Below are 14555 nucleotides of genomic sequence, written 5' to 3'. Positions count from 1 at the left end.
TATGAAAAAAATCACGAAAGCAATCATACCTGCAGCAGGCCTTGGTACAAGATTTTTACCGGCAACGAAGGCTATGCCAAAAGAAATGCTGCCAATTGTTAATAAACCGACCATTCAATACATAGTAGAAGAAGCCGTTGCATCCGGGATTGAGGATATCATCATCGTAACGGGTAAGGGAAAGAGAGCGATTGAGGATCATTTTGATCATGCCTACGAATTGGAGCAGAATCTAAGGGAGAAACATAAATTTGATTTGTTGGAAGAGGTACAAAAAGCATCCGAGCTTGCCAACATTCATTATATCCGTCAAAAGGAACCTAAAGGTCTCGGTCATGCCATTTGGTGTGCGCGTAATTTTATTGGGGAGGAGCCATTTGCTGTGCTGCTTGGAGACGATATCGTTGTCCATGATAAGCCGTGCTTACTCCAATTAATTGAACAATTCAACGAGCTCGATTCATCGGTTATTGGAATTAAATCTGTCCCTGAAGAAGAAACAAATCGGTATGGTATTATTGATCCGATTCAGGTGGATGGGCGTTGCCATATGGTAGGGAATTTTGTAGAAAAGCCGGCGAAAGGAACAGCACCCTCTAATCTGGCCATTATTGGACGGTATATTTTCAAGCCAGAAATATTCAACTTTCTTGGTGAAATGGAAATCGGAGCGGGCGGTGAAATCCAATTAACGGACGCCATTCAAAAGCTCAATCAAATCCAGCGTGTCTATGCCTATGAATTTGAAGGCGAACGATACGATGTCGGTGATAAGCTTGGCTTTATTAAAACGACAATTGATTTTGCGTTAAAGAATGAAGAGTTACGGGAGGATGTATTACGGTACCTGGATCGATTGCTAGAGTCGGAGAGAAGATAGAGAGAATATTAATCTGGAGTAGAATGACCAAGGTGTTCTGGATTCTACTCCTTTTTTATGGATGGTTTATCATCGATTGAAATTTTCGTTTCCTTGGATACCTTGTGTATACTGTTGCTCCAATTCGTTAAGCTGGAGATGTAAAGAATAGATTTTTTTATTTAAGTCTTTTTGGATTTTCGGATCAGCACAGGAATCTACTTTATTGATAAGGTATTTCAATCTAGTTTCATACCAGTAACGTTTTAGGAGAATCATTCTTCCACCTCATTTTATTCAATATATGATATGTATAATACCCCTCTGCTAGTAAAATAATCCTTTTGTCCTTTATATAGGTAGAAAGAGGGATAATTTCCTGCTTCCTGCAAAAAAATAGACTGAACAGTCTCAGTCTTAATAGATTAGTTGTTAGTTTGATCAGTTAGAGGAGTGAGGTCTTGTAATATTCCCTTTAGCTCGCTGCTTTTATGCCTCGAATCATCATGAACTTTTTTGATCGCCTTATGCGCCTCTTGTAACTTTTTTTGTTGCGAAGCACTAATGGATTGCCTTTCCTTCTCAAGTTTGGCTTCAGCCAGGCTCCTATTTGCCAGATCCTCCGTATATTGCATGTCCGCTTTTTCGCGTGTCTCCTCTATTTTTCCATGATAATAACGATTCCCAAAGACCAAAATCCCAAAACAAAGAACAGCAAACATCCCGGTAATCCAATTCCGCTTCATAGCTCACCTCTTCTGTTTTCCCAAATATTAACACGTACCAAAGAAACTTTAAAGGTAATTCCAGCAAGTTTTTTGGGCTGGGAGAGGGGCTGTTCGATATAGTGGTTATGAGAGGAAAGGAATGGTATTTCAGCAGATTGATAATGTCCATTAATAGAGAAGCTAACTAAACTGGAAGACTAAACAGACAGTTATCTTTACACTAAAATCTGTGAAAACACCCTGTAAAACCCTGGGATACTTATGAAGAATTAGGGTATTAGGGATGAGCGGAAGTTTATTTAAATGCTGGAGTATTTTGTGCTTTTGTGGATAATATAGAAAGAAAAAATATGGGTTTTATAATAAATTTTCAAAAATTTCTTTGTTCATATGTAGCTTACTTGTTACTATAAGGTATATGGACTAAACTAGTTTGAAGATCAGTGTATATTGTCTGTAGATAAAGGAGAGTTCTGATGGCTCAAAAAATAAAAGTTATGACTGTTTTTGGTACAAGGCCAGAAGCGATTAAAATGGCTCCCTTAGTTAAAGAATTGGAGAAGTATCCAGAGCAAATTGAACCGATTGTGGCGGTAACAGCCCAGCATCGTCAAATGCTTGATCAGGTGCTTGATATTTTTGATATTAAACCGGATTATGATTTAAATATTATGAGAGACAAACAAACATTGGCAGGGATCACGACCCGTGCACTTGAAGGATTGCATGAAGTTATGGCGGGAGTTAAGCCAGATATCGTACTTGTTCATGGGGATACGACAACGACTTTCGTAGCAAGCCTGGCAGCGTTCTATCATTCCATTCCGGTTGGGCATGTGGAAGCAGGCTTGCGAACACATCATAAGTATTCTCCTTATCCTGAGGAAATGAATCGCCAGCTCACCGGAGTTATAAGTGATTTACATTTTTCGCCTACCTATCAGTCTAAACTCAATTTGTTAAATGAAAATAAACCGGAAGATTCTATTTTTATTACCGGAAATACTGCCATTGACGCTTTGAAAACAACAGTTAAAGAAACGTATTCCCATCCTGTATTAACTAAATTGGGAAGTGACCGACTCGTCTTAATGACGGCTCATCGTCGGGAAAACCTTGGTCAGCCAATGCGCAATATGTTCAAAGCGATTAAGCATTTGACCGAAGTTCACCAGGATATTCAGGTTGTTTATCCGGTCCATTTAAACCCTGTCGTTCGCGAGCTGGCTGCTGAACTATTGGGAGACCATCCTCGTATTCATTTAATTGAACCTTTGGACGTAATAGATTTTCATAATTTTGCGTCACGGTCTTATTTAATTCTGACTGATTCTGGTGGCGTTCAGGAAGAAGCTCCATCACTCGGGGTTCCTGTACTGGTGTTAAGAGATACAACAGAACGCCCGGAAGGAATTGAAGCGGGAACCTTGAAGCTCGCTGGTACGGAAGAGGATGTTATATTCAATATGGCAAATGAGCTACTATCAGATAAAAAAGCACATGACGATATGGCTAAAGCATCCAACCCGTATGGAGATGGGGAAGCATCAAGGCGTATAGTAGAGGCTATTCTTTATTATAAAAAAGAAAGAAACGAAAGACCGGTAGATTTTATGTAAATCGGTATAGGTGAATGTTTCTGCCATATTACTGTTCTGTGTCAAAAAGTTTATAGGTATATACATCAAATAGAAAAATTTGTATAATGAGGTAATGGTTTTGGAGGGAAAAGTGAGAATGACGAATGAACTAAAGTACAGAGGAAATGATGAAACTCATACAAGAGCGTTTATGGACTTGATTAAAAATGTCTATGATCGCGGAACAACAGATGCAACAATAACTGCCCATGAATTCATCGAAGAGATAAAATCTGAAATTAGGAATATCTATAAATAAGAAAACGGATTAAGCGCGTATTGCTTAATCCGTTTTCCGTTATTTATTTACTTGTAAATGTGTTTTTAATGTATCCTTAAGACTTGTCAAAGATTCATCAGAAGGAAGATAATAGTAGACTCTATCGATTTTTGTCCCTTGCCCTTCAAGCTGAAGCTGTTCTAATGACTTGGCTGCTTCCTTATAATTACGCTGGATGCTGACCATTTGAGAGAAAGATAAATCAGTCTTCACATTATCACCCAGTGCGTTGAAAATCCCATCAAAGCGGGTTAGAGAAGAAAGGCTTGCTCCTTCGTTAAGGACTGCCTGGATAATCTGTCTTTGTCTCAATTGGCGTCCGAAATCTCCGCGTGGATCCTCGTACCTCATTCGTGAGTAGGCCAAGGCTTGTTTACCATCCAAATTAAGGGTGCCCTCTGCAAAGTGATGACCATCAGCAGTAAAGTCAAGATCGTTAACAACTGTGACACCGCCGACAGCATCAACAATATCTTTAAATCCTTCCATGTTCACTTGTACATAATAATCAATCGGGATATCAAGGAAGTTCTCTACAGTATCCATAGACATTTCCGCACCGCCAAAGGCATATGCATGGTTGATTTTATCATCCATTCCTTTTCCGACAATTTCGGTTCTTGTATCCCGAGGGATACTTACCATTTTGACGGATTCCAGAATCGGATTTACCGTCAGGACAATCATTGTATCAGAGCGTCCCTTATCGCCTTCTCTTTCATCTACACCCAATAGAAGCACAGAAAAAGGAGTCTTATCCTTCAGGCTGACTTTCTCTATTCTTTTTTTGGAGCCTTCCCGATTAGTAGGATTGTGCATGGCTTCTAAGGCAGTATCGAAAGAACGATACACCATAAAGGTAAATACACCACCAACTAAAACAAATAACCCTATAATCCCTAAAACTACTTTCTTCCATGTTTTCATCTTTTTCTTTTGATTTCTGTCTGAGCGCATACTGTTCCTCGTTTTCTACAAAATATTACAATCTATTTATATTATATAATATTTCTGAATGATTTAGACAATAAAATTACATTTAGTAAGCACTTGAATACTATTCTTTAACAAATACACTACTATATAAATTTATGTTATAGAAGTTGAGTGCAATTATTGTAAAATATAAACCAAAAAACGGACCTTTTACAAGTGTCCGTTTTTTGGTAAATTCATAATTTAATTATTTGTCCTTAAGGTCTTTCCACTCTTCATAAGGAATGATCTTAAGATTAATATGATCCGGGAATCCATGGTATTCTTTAAACGTTGAATACTGGTATCCAGGGATTAGAGGAGTACTTACTTGAAGAAATCTTTCATAAGGCAGCCTGGTTAAAGCAATTTCTTGGTTGGGATTTTCCTTTAATTTTTCATTTATATAATCAATACGTTCATTATTGACATGGTGGTTCATTGTAAGCGCATAGCTATAAAGCATGACAAATAATAGACATGTCACTGCTAGAATCTTATTTATATAGTCAAATCTAAATTTGTTTGCTACTATATAGCTTCCCATTTCAACGGCCAATAATACAAAGAATGTATAGGAAGCAAGGAAATTCCGAGGACCAAAAGGATGAACAAAGACTAGCGGTGCTGCAATTAAACCTGCAGATAATAAATAAAATGTACTCTTATATTTAACTTTTTTCATGTCTATAAAGAGTAATATAGTAATTAATATACTGAAGTAGAATATAAGCCCAAAAGCTGCTTCAAATACATTCGTATAATCGTTAAATACCCTTACTCCAAAATCATTTACTACTACAAAGGGATATAATGGATACAAAACAAAAATGACAAGTAGAGTATTAGTAATCCATTTTTTGTATGTCGTATGATTTTTAATCGCTCTAACAATAATACTGATACAGATAATTGAAATAATGATATTCATTATTTTGTTGTTCATGAATAACAGAGGATACATTTTCTCCGTATATACTGTATAGATTTTTTCGAATAAACCCATATTTTCAGCCGTATCTACCGATCTATAAGTATCCGATCCGCTAAATATTTTCGCGTAGGCTCCATTGGTAAACATCATGATAGCGCCAATTATGGTAGAGATAAGAAAAGCCCAATGAATCGCAAAGAACCTCTTAAACTTAATATAAGTAAAAGCAATCACAGCGACCGCTAAAATAAACGCATAGATCGTTACATGCTCTACAAAAAGCTGTGTCATGATTCCTAGTGGGATGATAGGGATAATTAGCCGATTATTATAGTTGGGAACTTCCTCTTCAAAAACATTTTTCACTAGGAGTAAATAGATTAATACGCATACTAAAGAAGGGATATAGTTAGAAAACCCTGCCACCCAAGCGTATGTTTGGGCAAAAATATTCACTGGAATACTAATAAATAAGGTGAAACTTAAAAGATAACCGAATAAAGTTTTGTTAGTGGATAATTTAACCGGAATGAATACTAAGGCTGTTGCGAATGCGGCCATTATTAAAAATCGAAGCCAGTATACCCGTGTTAAAAATAATTCAAATAAATTCCCCATATATCGGCCATTATAGTCTTTAAACCAATTTTCCAGCCTGCTTATCCCATCTGATGTACCCCAAGTCCAATCATCATGAGTAAGTGGAGTCCTGTAAGCAAGATAAAAATATACTAAAAAGACAAAAATAGTATAAAAGATTTCAAACTGTTTCTTCCTCTTTATTTCTACATTAGTCAATGTGTCACATTTCCTTTCAAACTCCATGATAGAAGGAGTGCTATTTCTTTTTGAAAATGAAAAATTTACTGAATATATAATTTGCAATTAATACAACTACATTAGACCATATTTTAGCCCAAGTACCACCCATCGCTAATCCGTCTACGAGAGCAATCATTGCTGCTAAATCCATTAAAAACGAAAGGAATCTAAATCCGAAGAATAATACAAGCTCTCTAAATGTATCCTTGAAATTATCAGTCTTGCTTTCAAATACATAGTGTTTATTAGTGAAATAGGCGAATAAAACAGCTGCAATCCATGCAATAGTGGTTGCTATGCGGTAATCAATGGAATATATTTCGGCTGAGACCCAATAGGCAACAATATTAACGAGAGTTGTTAGAACCCCCATTATTAAATACATGATTATACTATAGATTCTTTTGTCGAGTTTTTTCATAAACATTCACATACTCATTATTATATTCTTGTACAAAATACAAGGGACGGTTTTTGGTTTCGTTGAAAACTCTTCCTAGGTACTCACCTATAATACCTAAAGAGATAAGCTGAATACCTCCTAAAAATAAAACAACTGCCATCAAAGAGGGATACCCACTAGTGTCTGTGCCGAAAAATACAGTTTGGACTATAATAAAAATTAAATAAAAGAAGGAAAGAATCGATATGGTGAATCCAAAGAGACTGGATAACCGTAATGGAAAAATTGTAAATGATGTAATACCTTCTAAGGCCAATTCAATAAGGGCCATATAATTCCACTTAGTTTCTCCGCCTGCTCTGGGAGCCGCTTCAAATTCAATTTCTTTCTTTTTGAAACCAACCCAACTATACATTCCTTTTGTATATCGCTGAGATTCTCTCATTTGTATAATTGCATTCACACATCTTCTATCCAGTAAGCGGAAATCACCGGCATCTGCTAAAACAGGTATTTTGGTGGTTTTTTGAAGCAACTCATAGTATTTCTTCGATGTGAATTTCTTTAACCAATTTTCCCCTTCTCTTTTCATGCGTTTTGCATAAACATCATCATACCCTTGTTCCCAATACTTTATCATTTCAGGAATAGATTCAGGCGGATGCTGTAAATCTGCATCCAATATAATGACAGCATCACCCTTGGCATAATCAAATCCTGCTATCATCGCAGTTTCTTTCCCATAGTTTCGGGACAAGTCTACAAATGAAATCCTAGGATCCATTTCTTGGAGAACTTTAATAATATCCAAGGTATTATCTTTGCTTCCGTCATTAATAAAAAGTAATTCAAATTCATAATCTTTGATGCTATCCATGACATGACTGACACGATCATATAATTGATGTAAAACTTCTTCTTCATTATAAGCCGGTACTAAGATAGTTATTATCTTCATATAATACCCTCCGTAACTATTAAATTACTTTTAGAGTTTATCATATAGCAAACTAACTTCAAATTTTAAAGCACTCAGGATTCGATAAGAATAAAAAAAATCCAGCCAAGTTTGGCTGGATTCATTTTAATAGAATCTCTTAAAGCTCGAAAAATGCTTTTTGTAATAGGAATTGCTTAAGCTTACGATTCTCACGCCGCTATTGTCCGCGTTAATGAATTCATTATTGCCTATATAGATGCCTAAATGTGAGATACCCGCTTTATAGGTATTCTCAAAAAATACTAAATCACCTGGCTTGGGAGTATTGACGTAATAAGAACGGTCATAATAACCTGCGGCTGTAAGGCGGTTAATATCATAACCCGCTTTATTAAATACATAATAAATAAAACCGCTGCAGTCAAATCCTGATGGGGTAGTCCCACCAAAGACATATCTCGTTCCCATAACCTTTTTGCTTTCATTAATCAGCTTGGCGGTGAAATTGGAATTGCCGATCACACTTGTTGAATCATCCCGTCCAATACCTTCTTGTTTTGGTACTGTTGGTTTGCTTGCAGCAGATCCTGATAGCTTCAGCTTTTGCCCTACATAGATCATGTCTGATTTAAGATTGTTAAGGGTCTTTAATTTAGCAACCGTTATTCCATTCTGCTGTCCGATTCGGCTCAGTGAATCTCCGCTCTTTACCGTGTATGTTGTCGTGGATGTCGGAGATTTAGACGGATTCGGCTGTTTGGCCGGCGTGGGAGTTGCGGCAGCTGCACCTGTCAATTTTAGTTTCTGTCCGACATAAATCGTATCTGATTTAAGGCTGTTAAGGGATTTTATCTTGGCAACTGTTAATCCGTATTGTTTGCCAATAACACTTAGAGAATCTCCGCTCTTCACAACATAGACTGTACTGGATGAAGGTTTAGGCGAAGTGACTACTGGTTTAACAGTACCCCCTGCTGTTTTTGAAACTTTAAGCACCTGATTCGGATAAATGAGCGTACTCTTCAAATTATTCCATTCTATTAGATTGCTAATCGATATTTTATGCTTGGCTGCTATTTTTGACAGACTATCTCCTGAAACGACTTTATAGGTTTTAGCAGAGCTTGTCTGAGCAGTATTTTGTTTACTTTTGTTTGTTGTTACAGTTTTGGTAGCAGTAGTCGATTTTATCTTTAATACTTTGTTTGGATAAATCATGTCGGATTTTAGACCATTTAATTGTTTAAGTGCTGCAACGGTTGTTCCGCTTTTATTGGCAATGGCCGACAAGGTATCCCCTTTTTTTATTGTGTATGTATTAGAATCGGCAGAAGCAGATCCAGCATATGCGACTGAAAGAATGGCTACGGCAGCAAATGCGGCAGCTTTTGATTTCAAATAGAACTCCCCCTTATAAAAAACATCTCCTATAATATAGTAACACAGGAAAAATAATGTTGAAACGTGTTTCTTTGGTATGAATGAAAAGAACTATATGACTTTGTAGAAAAAAATGGTAATATTGGGTCTAAATATACATCTAGGAAAGTGAGTGGGGAAATAGAATGAAGAGATTTATCGCGGCGCTGAGCATTGTCATTTTGTTGGGATCGTTAACTCCTGTCGAAGCAGCTATACCAAACTCGAAAAATAGCAAAGAGACAACTGACCGGGTCATTGTAAAGGTGAGTCAATCTAAGTTGGTGAATCGATTTCTTAAATACGGCAGTTCAATGCTCGAAAAGAAAACCAATCTTATGACAGTCGAGAAGCCAAAAAACAAATCGATGTCTTCCTTTTTGAAGGAGTTAAAAAAGAATCCGGGAGTTCTTTATGCTGAACCTGATTATAAAGTGACTCTGGATGCCCTGCTTAATGACCCATTACTTAAGAATCAATGGCATCATAATGCCATTCAATCAGGGCAAGCATGGGATACGACAAAAGGTTCTCATCAAACAATCGTCGCTGTAATTGATAATGGGATTGATTTAAAGCATCCAGAACTTTCTCCCAACATTATTAAACCATTTGATATTGTGGCAAATTCCAATAAAAAGATGCCTGCCGGGGAACATGGTACGCATGTAGCCGGCCTGATTGCCGCTGTTGGGAATAATAAAATAGGTGGTTCAGGGGTAGCACCCAGTGTGAAAGTGATGCCGATTAATGTATTTGTAAATGATGTAGCCTATACGTCCGATATCATTAAAGGGATCCAATACGCAGTGAAATCCGGAGCAGACGTTATTAATATGAGCCTTGGGATGTATGAAAGCTCCAAGGCATTAAATGATGCTGTACAGGCCGCGTATAAAAAGGGCGTTCTGATTGTAGCGGCAGCCGGAAATGATCAGACTACTAGACCATCCTTCCCGGCAGCTTTGCAAAATGTGTTATCTGTTAGTTCTACGACTCAGTTTGATAAAAAGTCGTATTTCTCCAATTATGGGACAACAATAGACCTTTCAGCACCCGGTTCAGAAATTACCTCTACTTTGCCTAATAATAAATATGGGGCAATGAGTGGAACCTCAATGGCTTCTCCGATTGTAGCCGGGGCAGCTGCACTGATTTTATCAAAGGAGCCTAAATTAACAAATGAACAGGTGGCTTATCGGTTGACATCTACGGCGAATGACCTTGGGGCAAAGGGGAAGGACACCAGTTATGGAGCTGGCAGAGTCAATGTGGCGAATGCTCTGAAATACCGTTTGCTTGCGACCCCGGTGGTCAGTCAACTAACCGATAAAGATAAAACGATTCGTATTCAGTACAAAGAAGCATTTAAAGGTAAAGTTATTGTGATTGGAAATACAAGAATTGAAAAGCAGATCACTTCAGATCGAGGATTTAATCAGCTGATCAGTATTCCTCTGCAAAAGGGTGAAACGATTGTTTCTATTAAATTAGTAGATGAAAAAGGGAATGAGAGTTGGCCTGTTAAGAGAAAGATAAAAGATACTACACCACCTCCTGCTATCAAAATAACGAGTATAGGAGACAATAGCAAAATCGTTCAAGGAAAAGCAGAAGTTGGTGCTAAAATTACTGTTCGCAAAGGAAATGTTCAATTGGCCTCAGGGAATACAAACAGTGCAGGTAATTTTAAAATCACCATGAAGACAGCCCAAAAGGCAGGATCTGTTCTATATATTCAAGCAGCTGATAAAGCAGGGAATAAGAGTCCTGCACTGAAAACAGTTGTGAAAGATAAAACAACACCTAAATTAATCAATATAAATAAATTCACTCCCAGCTCAACAAAGGTAAATGGGTCAACTGAGCCGAATGCTAACATTACCATAAAAGTAAACAATAAAGTGATTGGAAAAGGAAAAGCGAATAAATCCGGCACCTTCTCCGTTTTGGTCAAAAAGCAAAAATTAAATACAGTTATGAGAGTTTATTTGACGGATGCAGCCGGAAATGTAAGTTCATATCGGTTGACGGTTAGAAAGTAGATTCTTTGTCGTTTTTTTGTGGATGTACGAGGTTCATTGCAGTTCGGATAATGACGATATACAGAAATTTATATAGTTATTATCCGTCATTTTTTTTATAATAAAATTGATCTATTGAGTAGTGTTAAAAGGAGCCGAAGTATGGTGGAGAATATAAAAGTTGCAGTTCTGGGTAGCTGTGCGACGAGGGACAATTTTAATTCAAAGTTCAATCCAAGATATAAAGAGTTTTATGATTGTATTCTGACGCAAAATCAAGCTTCTATCATCAGCTTGATGTCTCGTCCATTTAACTATACCAAGGATGATATTGGTGATTTAAATAACTATGATAAATGGAATGTAGAAACAGACTTTTCAAAGAGTTTCCTTACCGATTTAGTTAAACTGCAACCAACCTATTTGATTATTGATTTTTTCGCTGATATTCACTTTGGGGTCATTTCTTTGGATTCAGACCAATATATTACGGATAATCGTTGGAAGTTATGGAAAACACCTTACTATAAAGGATTAAAGGAGCAGGGTTCACTAAAGAAACTTACGATTTTAGATCATACGGAAGAATATTTACTAACGTGGAAAAAGAGTGTAGATCAGTTATTCGCCTTTTTAAAAGAGAAATTGCCGGAATGTCAGATCATTATTCATAAAGCAAGAAATGTTTCCCTTTTAAACGATAGTGGTTCATTGGTTGATTTTGCAACGAGTGGACGTGTCAAAAAAGAAAATGTACAACTTTTAAATCAGTACTGGGATGAGCTGGATCAATATGTAATAGAACATCATCCTGTGTCGGTTATTGAAATCAATGATAAACCATATCACACATATAATGAACATCCATGGGGACCTTTTTATGTTCACTACACAGAGGATTATTATCATAAATTTTTATTGCGATTGCACCAAATTGTATGTGCAAACGAAGTTGAAAGTCATCTGATGAATAAAATTTTATCGGAAATCTTTAACCAGTATGATGATTTGATGGAAAGATACGAACAGGTAAACCAAAAGCTATTAGATGAACAGAAACGGTCATTGGGCTTACAAGAAAAGATTAAGCTAGCTATGGGAGAAAATCAAGAAGAGATAGAAAAGTACAAAAAGGCATCCATGATTACCTACCTAAAAAGAAAGTTAAAAATCGCATTGAAAAATGGGATATAAATAAATGTATATGAATGCATAATAAACGCCCCTCCATATAAATTAGAGGGGCGTTTGTTTATTCGTTTACCGAAAATTTCTTTGTCTTCAGCAGGGTTGCTTTCCGATCATCTTGTACTTCAAAATAAACCTTTTTTGGATTTCCCTTGACCTTAAAAGTCGAGGTACCCTCATCTGATTCTACCCAAGTAATCTCTAGCTCATCATCGGATTCATTAAATAGCTTGGCGTACTTAGGAATTCCCTCTGCATGAATCAAAATTTCTCCATCATTTTTAGTTATGCTGACTTTTGGATCCTTTGTCCAGCCGACAAGATAATCGGGATTATCTTTTGTTGCCAAGCTTGTCTCCATAAAATATCTTTTACCGTGAAGGATGTCATATTGAAGCATTTGTAAATCCATCATTTCGTTTGTATAAATGCCCATTTCTTTTGTAAATTGCTTATAAGGGAAGTAAGACTTTCCGCTTTCTGCGACTTGAGTCAACAAGTTTGTAATCGCATTCCCCTCTATATGGGCCATATCTGTAACAATTTGGCTGAACATATTCGGTGTTACGTCTTTTTCCACTGGTGTATTTTCTTTGCTGTTCCAAATGAAGTAAGGGACACTATGAAGTTTCATCCAGTCCTCATAGCTTCCATTTAAACTGGTTGAAAAATTTAAACCGCTTTTTCCATACACAGTGTCAAATGGTGTAAACCCTGGGAAATGGTCACCCCAAAAAACTACAATCGTTGGTCTTTCCAGTTCTTTCAATTCCTCTAGCATTCTGCCCAATTCTTTGTCCACGCTGTTTAATTTATTCACATACGTACCAAATGTTTCATAAGTGTCCAGATTCATTTTTGTCTTATCCAGAAAAGGTGAACCACTTTTTGTTCGAGGATATGGCATATGAGCTTCAAGTCCTACTGAATGGATAAAGGATGGGTTATCATTTTCTTTTACAATTTTTAAGATAGATTCCGTCATATGTCTATCTGATGGATATCCTTTCCCACTGTCAAATGGGAAATCAAGATTCATGAAGTCACCGGATATAAAGCGATCGAAACCCAGATTTTTATAAACAGAAGACCGCTGATAATACCAATTCTTAAAAGCATGGATAGCTGTAGTCTGATATCCTGCTTCATTAAATTCCCATGCAACGGATGGAATTGATTTATTTAAATATTGATTATATGCTACATCGTCTCCTGGGAGGAATTGTCTGCTTAAACCTGTTACCGCCTCAAATTCGACATTTGCTGTTCCTCCGCCATACTCGGGTGAATACATAAAACCATGCATGGATTCCTGGAAAGCTTTTCTGAAGTTAGGCGTGGGATCTTCAGTGAAATATTGCTCACCCCAAATATACGGGTCAACAAAAGCTTCACTCATAATATAGATCACATTTGGTTGTTCGCTTTCTTCAAGTGTTTGTTTCGCAGTTTCGGGTTGGTATTTATCTGCAAGTTCCTGAATTTTTGCCTCAGAATAACCTTCAGGCGGCTTGATTTGTGCCTTTTTAGCAAATAGAGTGAAATTACCTATTAACCCATTTTCGCTGATTCCGAGCTCTGGACGCCAGCGCGTGTACCAAAGATCTGCCTTTGCCATTGGAGAAATTGGTTTCTCATTCCATAATATAAGTAGGAAAACGATTGAACCCATAAATAATAGAGTCTTAGAGATCCAAAGTTCTTTTCCTTTTGGTAAGAAAAAGATCATTAGGATCCCGGCTATAAGAATGCTAACTCCCAAAATAATAGGCTTCCAAGGTATTTCTAGGTTATCTAAACCCTGTAACTCATTAATAAGGCTTAAATCAGAAAGCATGATGGGACTATTTCGCAACTCAAGTTTCATTTGATTGGCAAATGTAAAGAGAATAAATAAACCGCTTATTAATAGAGAAGTAAAGTAATAAAGTTTTCGTGGAAGTATATAAAATAAATTTATTACGGCAAAATAAATCAGGTAGTTTAATAGGAAAGCTTTTGGCTTCAAATCGAAAAATTCACCAAGCGTGTATAAATTTAATTCATTCCTGACCATTGTTTCGCAAATAATCATTACCAATAAAGGTAAGAGAAATACAAAACATACAGTAATAATAGAAAGCCAAATAGAAGAGGCTTTTATTATTTTCTTTTTATTTACGGATGAATGTAGCTGCTTTCGTGTCTCTAACAAAGTTTCATTGCCTCCTTTAGGCAAATAGTATTATATCTTGAATGTTTCTCTAGCTATTCTAAGCCATATCATCATAATAATACATGATTTTCTCTTTTTTTGAAATTTTGTGGAAAAATTTACTAAAACATATTATACTAAATTTGGAA

General features: G+C 36.6%; 12 protein-coding genes. 5 read left to right on the top strand and 7 right to left on the bottom strand.

All coding sequences use genetic code 11. From position 1 onward, the window contains the following. Position 1 precedes the first annotated feature (1 nt). Positions 2-880: a UTP--glucose-1-phosphate uridylyltransferase GalU gene (galU, locus tag AC4G3K_RS11970; RefSeq protein ID WP_491133425.1), complete on the top strand. Its 879-nt coding sequence runs from the start codon at positions 2-4 to the stop codon at positions 878-880. 404 nt (positions 881-1284) lie between these two features. Here galU and AC4G3K_RS11965 read toward each other — a convergent pair whose 3' ends face one another. After that, positions 1285-1605 (bottom strand): hypothetical protein, encoded by a 321-nt coding sequence (locus AC4G3K_RS11965; RefSeq protein ID WP_491133424.1) that lies wholly within the window; start codon positions 1603-1605, stop codon positions 1285-1287. 458 nt (positions 1606-2063) lie between these two features. Here AC4G3K_RS11965 and wecB point away from each other — a divergent pair, with 458 nt between their 5' ends. Both wecB and AC4G3K_RS11955 read left to right on the top strand, forming a co-directional pair. Beyond that, entirely contained in the window at positions 2064-3206 is a 1143-nt protein-coding gene (gene wecB / locus AC4G3K_RS11960; RefSeq protein WP_491133423.1) for a non-hydrolyzing UDP-N-acetylglucosamine 2-epimerase, read from the top strand. 118 nt (positions 3207-3324) lie between these two features. Beyond that, entirely contained in the window at positions 3325-3486 is a 162-nt protein-coding gene (locus tag AC4G3K_RS11955) for a YwzD family small protein (protein WP_491133583.1), read from the top strand. Positions 3487-3525: 39 nt separating this feature from the next. On the opposite strand, the gene tagU is transcribed toward AC4G3K_RS11955, so the two are convergent. The 5 genes from tagU to AC4G3K_RS11930 form a co-directional block, all read right to left on the bottom strand. After that, the gene (gene tagU / locus AC4G3K_RS11950) at positions 3526-4464 is read right to left on the bottom strand and encodes a polyisoprenyl-teichoic acid--peptidoglycan teichoic acid transferase TagU (protein WP_491133422.1); all 939 of its coding nucleotides are present in this window, start codon (positions 4462-4464) and stop codon (positions 3526-3528) included. Positions 4465-4690: 226 nt separating this feature from the next. Next, positions 4691-6214: a DUF6056 family protein gene (locus AC4G3K_RS11945; RefSeq protein ID WP_491133421.1), complete on the bottom strand. Its 1524-nt coding sequence runs from the start codon at positions 6212-6214 to the stop codon at positions 4691-4693. A gap of 40 nt (positions 6215-6254) precedes the next feature. Further along, positions 6255-6665, bottom strand: a complete 411-nt coding sequence (locus AC4G3K_RS11940) for a GtrA family protein (protein ID WP_491133420.1) — start codon at positions 6663-6665, stop codon at positions 6255-6257. Then, positions 6631-7599, bottom strand: a complete 969-nt coding sequence (locus AC4G3K_RS11935; protein ID WP_491133419.1) for a glycosyltransferase family 2 protein — start codon at positions 7597-7599, stop codon at positions 6631-6633. Before AC4G3K_RS11935 ends, AC4G3K_RS11940 begins: the two co-directional genes overlap by 35 nt. Positions 7600-7725: 126 nt before the next feature. Next, positions 7726-8979, bottom strand: a complete 1254-nt coding sequence (locus AC4G3K_RS11930) for a C40 family peptidase (RefSeq protein ID WP_491133418.1) — start codon at positions 8977-8979, stop codon at positions 7726-7728. Between the two features lie 167 nt (positions 8980-9146). On the opposite strand from AC4G3K_RS11930, the gene AC4G3K_RS11925 reads away from it, so the two are divergent. Both AC4G3K_RS11925 and AC4G3K_RS11920 read left to right on the top strand, forming a co-directional pair. After that, on the top strand, positions 9147-11045 hold the full coding sequence (locus AC4G3K_RS11925; protein WP_491133417.1) for a S8 family peptidase: 1899 nt from the start codon (positions 9147-9149) through the stop codon (positions 11043-11045). A gap of 141 nt (positions 11046-11186) precedes the next feature. Continuing rightward, positions 11187-12218 carry a DUF6270 domain-containing protein gene (locus tag AC4G3K_RS11920; RefSeq protein ID WP_491133416.1) on the top strand — a complete coding sequence of 344 codons (1032 nt, stop codon included), beginning with the start codon at positions 11187-11189 and terminating at the stop codon, positions 12216-12218. 58 nt (positions 12219-12276) lie between these two features. On the opposite strand, the gene AC4G3K_RS11915 is transcribed toward AC4G3K_RS11920, so the two are convergent. Continuing rightward, positions 12277-14406, bottom strand: a complete 2130-nt coding sequence (locus AC4G3K_RS11915; protein ID WP_491133415.1) for an LTA synthase family protein — start codon at positions 14404-14406, stop codon at positions 12277-12279. Positions 14407-14555: the final 149 nt, after the last annotated feature.

This window comes from Bacillus sp. z26, from assembly GCF_058313635.1.
The sequence above is the reverse complement of the archived record's forward strand: the minus strand, read 5'-3'. Positions and strand labels throughout refer to the sequence as shown.

Coding starts and splice junctions, on each gene's coding strand:
- AC4G3K_RS11940 (WP_491133420.1), bottom strand. CDS start 6,665: ATGTTTATGAAAAAACTCGACAAAAGAATCTATAGTATAATCATGTAT.
- AC4G3K_RS11935 (WP_491133419.1), bottom strand. CDS start 7,599: ATGAAGATAATAACTATCTTAGTACCGGCTTATAATGAAGAAGAAGTT.
- AC4G3K_RS11965 (WP_491133424.1), bottom strand. CDS start 1,605: ATGAAGCGGAATTGGATTACCGGGATGTTTGCTGTTCTTTGTTTTGGG.
- AC4G3K_RS11955 (WP_491133583.1), top strand. CDS start 3,325: ATGACGAATGAACTAAAGTACAGAGGAAATGATGAAACTCATACAAGA.
- galU (WP_491133425.1), top strand. CDS start 2: ATGAAAAAAATCACGAAAGCAATCATACCTGCAGCAGGCCTTGGTACA.
- tagU (WP_491133422.1), bottom strand. CDS start 4,464: ATGCGCTCAGACAGAAATCAAAAGAAAAAGATGAAAACATGGAAGAAA.
- wecB (WP_491133423.1), top strand. CDS start 2,064: ATGGCTCAAAAAATAAAAGTTATGACTGTTTTTGGTACAAGGCCAGAA.
- AC4G3K_RS11925 (WP_491133417.1), top strand. CDS start 9,147: ATGAAGAGATTTATCGCGGCGCTGAGCATTGTCATTTTGTTGGGATCG.
- AC4G3K_RS11920 (WP_491133416.1), top strand. CDS start 11,187: ATGGTGGAGAATATAAAAGTTGCAGTTCTGGGTAGCTGTGCGACGAGG.